The sequence below is a fragment of the Petrotoga sp. 9T1HF07.CasAA.8.2 genome (genome assembly GCF_002895585.1).
Lineage (GTDB): Bacteria > Thermotogota > Thermotogae > Petrotogales > Petrotogaceae > Petrotoga > Petrotoga mobilis.
The window spans coordinates 1-3,834 of record NZ_AZRI01000042.1; the positions used below are offsets into that span (position 1 = coordinate 1).

Below are 3,834 nucleotides of genomic sequence, written 5' to 3' on the forward strand. Positions count from 1 at the left end.
TTGTATGAACTTTCAAAGACAGAAGAAGCAAAGAATGTATCCTTAGGTACATTGAAAAGAATGGTAAGTAGTGTTCCTAAGGTATCTACAAAGAAGCATAAAGTTAATGCGTTCATATATCAAAAGGAACCAATTTCAGCAAACTTTGGAAGACATGCCTTTGAAAAGGTAGGAAAACGATAAAACTATACTTAAAGTGCTTTTTGAAAAGGTAAAAGGGAATAACGAAGTTAAACTTTCAAGAAGTAGACCTTACAAGAAAAACGATAACGCTCACGTGGAACAAAAGAACGGGGATAAGGTAAGAAAATTGGTGGGGTATTTCAGGTATGAGAGTGAAGAAGAGGTAAGTCTGCTCAACGAGATTTACAACAGAGCAGACTTACTAGATAACTTCTTCATAGCTAGCTTTAAACTAAAAAACAAAGTAAAGAACGACACGGGTAAAACAATAAAAAAAGAATACGAGAAACCTAAGACTCCATACCAACGGTTGCTTGAAAGCAATACTGTTAGCGAAAAAACTAAATCTCAACTAAAGAAAACATACGAAAGTTTAAACATGGTAAAATTGAGAAAAGAAACACCCCGAAGGGGGTTCAAGGAAATAAATATTCTTGTGGATAAATTATACAACATTCAACTAACAAAAAGCAAATCAAGTTCAAAGACATAAATACTATCTAACCAATACCCTATTTCGATGACACTTAATTATGATCTAACACGGGTTTTAAGTTAAAAGTCAAGTATGATAGTCCCCTATTTAATTAAAAAAATTTTAAATATTTTTTATTTAAAAAATCCTTATTCAGTTGTACTTCTAGGTTGAAAGTAGCGGTTGTTGTTTGTTCAGGTTACTATTTCTCTTTTTGATTTTTTTTGCTGTATAATTGTTATGAACGCTCATTTCTTGATTTTGTAATTTGTAATGATAGTTAGGATCATATTTTTTCCCGCTCTTTACCAGTGAATATATTATTCTCAACAATCCTTGAACCCCCTTCGGGGTGTTTTCCCCGCTACAGCTAACACAGCAACAGTATGTGATTTACCTCGAGTACGTAGTTTCAGGTAATAATTCTTGAAGTATTCATTGTTTAGAATAGCAACGGTGGCAGCGATGTAAACAGCTTTTCTTAGGTACCTGTTACCTTTTCTATTGATAAACCAACCTTTTTTCATTTGACCTGATTCCTCTGTACGAGGATCGATACCAACGAAAGCCATCAAGGCAGAAGCAGAATGGAATCGGTTGATATCTCCTGTTTCTGCTACAATATTTAAAGCTGATTCGTTGAAACCATCAAGAGATTGTATTAATTCTACCTGGTTTTTAATTACATCGTTTGATGAATTGTTCAAAGTTTATTTCAATTTTTCTTTGAAGAGCTTTTGATCTGATTCAAGTTTGAACAACAATTCTATTCTTTTTTGAAGAGCTAACTCATGTGCATCGTTGCCACTTGCTATTGAATTTTTAGAAAGTGTGATGATTTGGTCCAACTTATTTTCATCGAAATACAATTGATTATCTATCTTCATTGCATCGATAAGCTGTTTTTTGTTGGCTGTAGCGATCTTCCTTGCAGAAGGGAAGTTATACAATAAATTCATTAAACTCTTGGTAAAGATATTGGATTGAAAAGATTCCAATTCAGGAAACAAAATGTAGACATAGCGTTTGATTTCATTCTTAACCCTTGAAATCTCCTCAGAAAGGTTGACGATCTCGCGAGAGTATTGAGTGAAATTATCTATCTCCTTAGAAGAAGGAATCTTGTCTGGATATTTTCCTTGAACCTCCTTCGGGGCGTTTCTTTTTACCTAAATGGAGATCAGCTTGGAATCAATATTGTCGTTTTTAGAATGGCGAAGAGTTTCACTTTTTCTGAATTCTTTCAACAAAAGGGGATTAATGATATGGGCATCATAATCGTGTTTAAGTAGATAAGAAAACAAATGTTGATGGTAAATAGAAGTGGATTCCATACCAATTATAATCTCTCTTTTGCTGAACTTTTTAAGGATCTTGTCGAAAGTTGTGAAACCATTCATATTCTGTTTGAGTTTACCGCTAACGATTTTGGCCCTATCTGAATTCTGGACGTAGTAATGAAAAGAGTTTTTAGAAACGTCAATACCAACAAAATACATATTTTTTCACCTCGCTTTAGTATTGTTTGAGGATCCGCCTTTTACAATCATCCTTCTAATACGGCCTTGAAAGGTCAATCAAGTATCGGATTTATAGGCGGAAGGTGGGTAGCGAACAAACTTTTAAACGAACTTAAAAGAGAAGAAAAAGGTAAAGAGATTATACAAGACATTGAAGGAACATCCATATCTAAAAGAGTATTATAGATACCTACTAATGTTGAAATGGATGTATAAAGCAGAAACATATGAAGAAGGGAAAAGAAGATTACACATATTGATAGGGATGATGGAAGAAAGTGAAGATCCTCAGGTATGGAGATGGGCCAAAACATATATAAGGTGGGAAAAAGAAATACTCCAATATTTCGTTAATAGAACAACGACGGCTAAAGTAGAAGGACGTCATACACACATAAAATTAATAAAAAGAATAAGTTTTGGATTCAAGGAAGTTTTGAGATATACCAAAAAAGTTCTATTAGGAGTGATGCCAGAAAGATTCATAAAACTACCAAATTTCATCACAGAAGGAACAACATATTGTAAACAGTTATCCTTTCTGAGCTGAAATTATTCAACAAAAAAAGCTGTATTACCTTTTTCATCATCTCTTCAGTCTGTTCCATCAACCATATTTGACAAGGAGCCAAAAGTATTTGACATATTATTACCGAAATGTTATAATATTACCAAATGTTATAATACCCATTTCAGAAAAAATCAAATTGATGGTTAATAAATGATAAAGTAAGTTAAAATAAGAACAAAAAACAAAATAAGTACAAAAGATTTTTTATTAATGTATAAGCTTTCATCTCATTATTAATGACAATTGTATAATATTATTACCAAAAAACAAAGATATCCTATCAAACAAATTATACACCTAGGATGTAAAAATCAAATATTGAAGGTATTAAAAGTCGGTTACAATGCATGTTTTAGAATTTCGGAAGACACTATAAACATATTATAGACACTTTAGAAATAGAAAAATTTTGAAAAGGGGAGGTGGTTTTTATGAGGGTTAGAGAATAGGATAAGATGTCTCGCTTTTCAGAGAATTAGTAAAAAAGAGTTTCAAATACTGAGTAAAAGTGCAGAAGGAGAAAGGAGATATTTTGGGAAAAAATTGATTTTTAAAACCATGATGTAATGAGCATTTTAGAGTTTCTAAAGGCAGTATTAAACATATTATACAAGGAGGTAAAAAGTGATGCTAAGTAAAAGAAAAGAATTAGTTAAAGAAATTAAGAAAGGAGAAATAGAATTAACCAAAGAGCAAAGGATAAAGTTGGCAAAAGAGTTGGGTATCATATGTGATAATCTGATTCTTTCTTTAATACCTAAGGATTATGAAAATTTAAAAATCTCTGACTTAGGAGAAGATTTAATGATAGCTATGGGGAGAACTTACAGAGTAAGTTAGTTATTATGATGTCCCGGTGCCGAATCCTGTAGGTAAATTTTTTTAAAGCTTCTGCAAAGAGAAAGCAGGTTAAAGAAAGGCTAACCAAGGCAATAAAGTTAATAGTTTTATTTCTCGTGCACAGTATCGATTTATCAATTCTTTATAATGGTTGAAAGAAATTAAACGAATCACCTTCTCATCCTTTAATAAGAATATTATTTTTCATGTAATTAAGATATTTTTATGGTTCTATCACGAAAATA

7 protein-coding genes and 1 pseudogene are annotated in these 3,834 nt (G+C 31.9%); 4 read left to right on the plus strand and 4 right to left on the minus strand.

The window, feature by feature from the left end; all coding sequences use genetic code 11:
* On the plus strand, positions 1 to 183 hold a 183-nt coding region (locus X925_RS10340), incomplete at its 5' end, for a hypothetical protein (protein WP_158245459.1).
* Positions 184 to 196: 13 nt separating this feature from the next.
* Positions 197 to 676, plus strand: coding sequence for a hypothetical protein (locus X925_RS09285; protein WP_121959775.1), 480 nt, complete (start codon positions 197 to 199; stop codon positions 674 to 676).
* A gap of 147 nt (positions 677 to 823) precedes the next feature.
* On the opposite strand, the gene X925_RS10345 is transcribed toward X925_RS09285, so the two are convergent.
* The 4 genes from X925_RS10345 to X925_RS09300 all read right to left on the minus strand — a co-directional run bounded on the left by X925_RS10345 (position 824) and on the right by X925_RS09300 (position 2,157).
* Entirely contained in the window at positions 824 to 991 is a 168-nt protein-coding gene (locus X925_RS10345) for a hypothetical protein (protein ID WP_158245460.1), read from the minus strand.
* Positions 985 to 1,365, minus strand: coding sequence for a transposase (locus X925_RS09290; RefSeq protein ID WP_121959776.1), 381 nt, complete (start codon positions 1,363 to 1,365; stop codon positions 985 to 987). The genes X925_RS10345 and X925_RS09290 overlap by 7 nt, the downstream gene beginning before the upstream one ends.
* Before the next feature lie 3 nt (positions 1,366 to 1,368).
* Entirely contained in the window at positions 1,369 to 1,617 is a 249-nt protein-coding gene (locus X925_RS09295) for a hypothetical protein (protein ID WP_146026698.1), read from the minus strand.
* 210 nt (positions 1,618 to 1,827) lie between these two features.
* A complete protein-coding gene (locus tag X925_RS09300) occupies positions 1,828 to 2,157 on the minus strand; it encodes a transposase (RefSeq protein WP_121959778.1) in 330 nt (109 codons plus the stop codon).
* Between the two features lie 142 nt (positions 2,158 to 2,299).
* Between X925_RS09300 and X925_RS09305 the strand changes: the two are divergent.
* Both X925_RS09305 and X925_RS09310 read left to right on the plus strand, forming a co-directional pair.
* A pseudogene (locus X925_RS09305) lies at positions 2,300 to 2,728 on the plus strand (transposase); the annotation flags it as partial.
* A gap of 648 nt (positions 2,729 to 3,376) precedes the next feature.
* Entirely contained in the window at positions 3,377 to 3,589 is a 213-nt protein-coding gene (locus X925_RS09310; protein WP_103064845.1) for a hypothetical protein, read from the plus strand.
* The last annotated feature ends 245 nt before the right edge of the window (positions 3,590 to 3,834 follow it).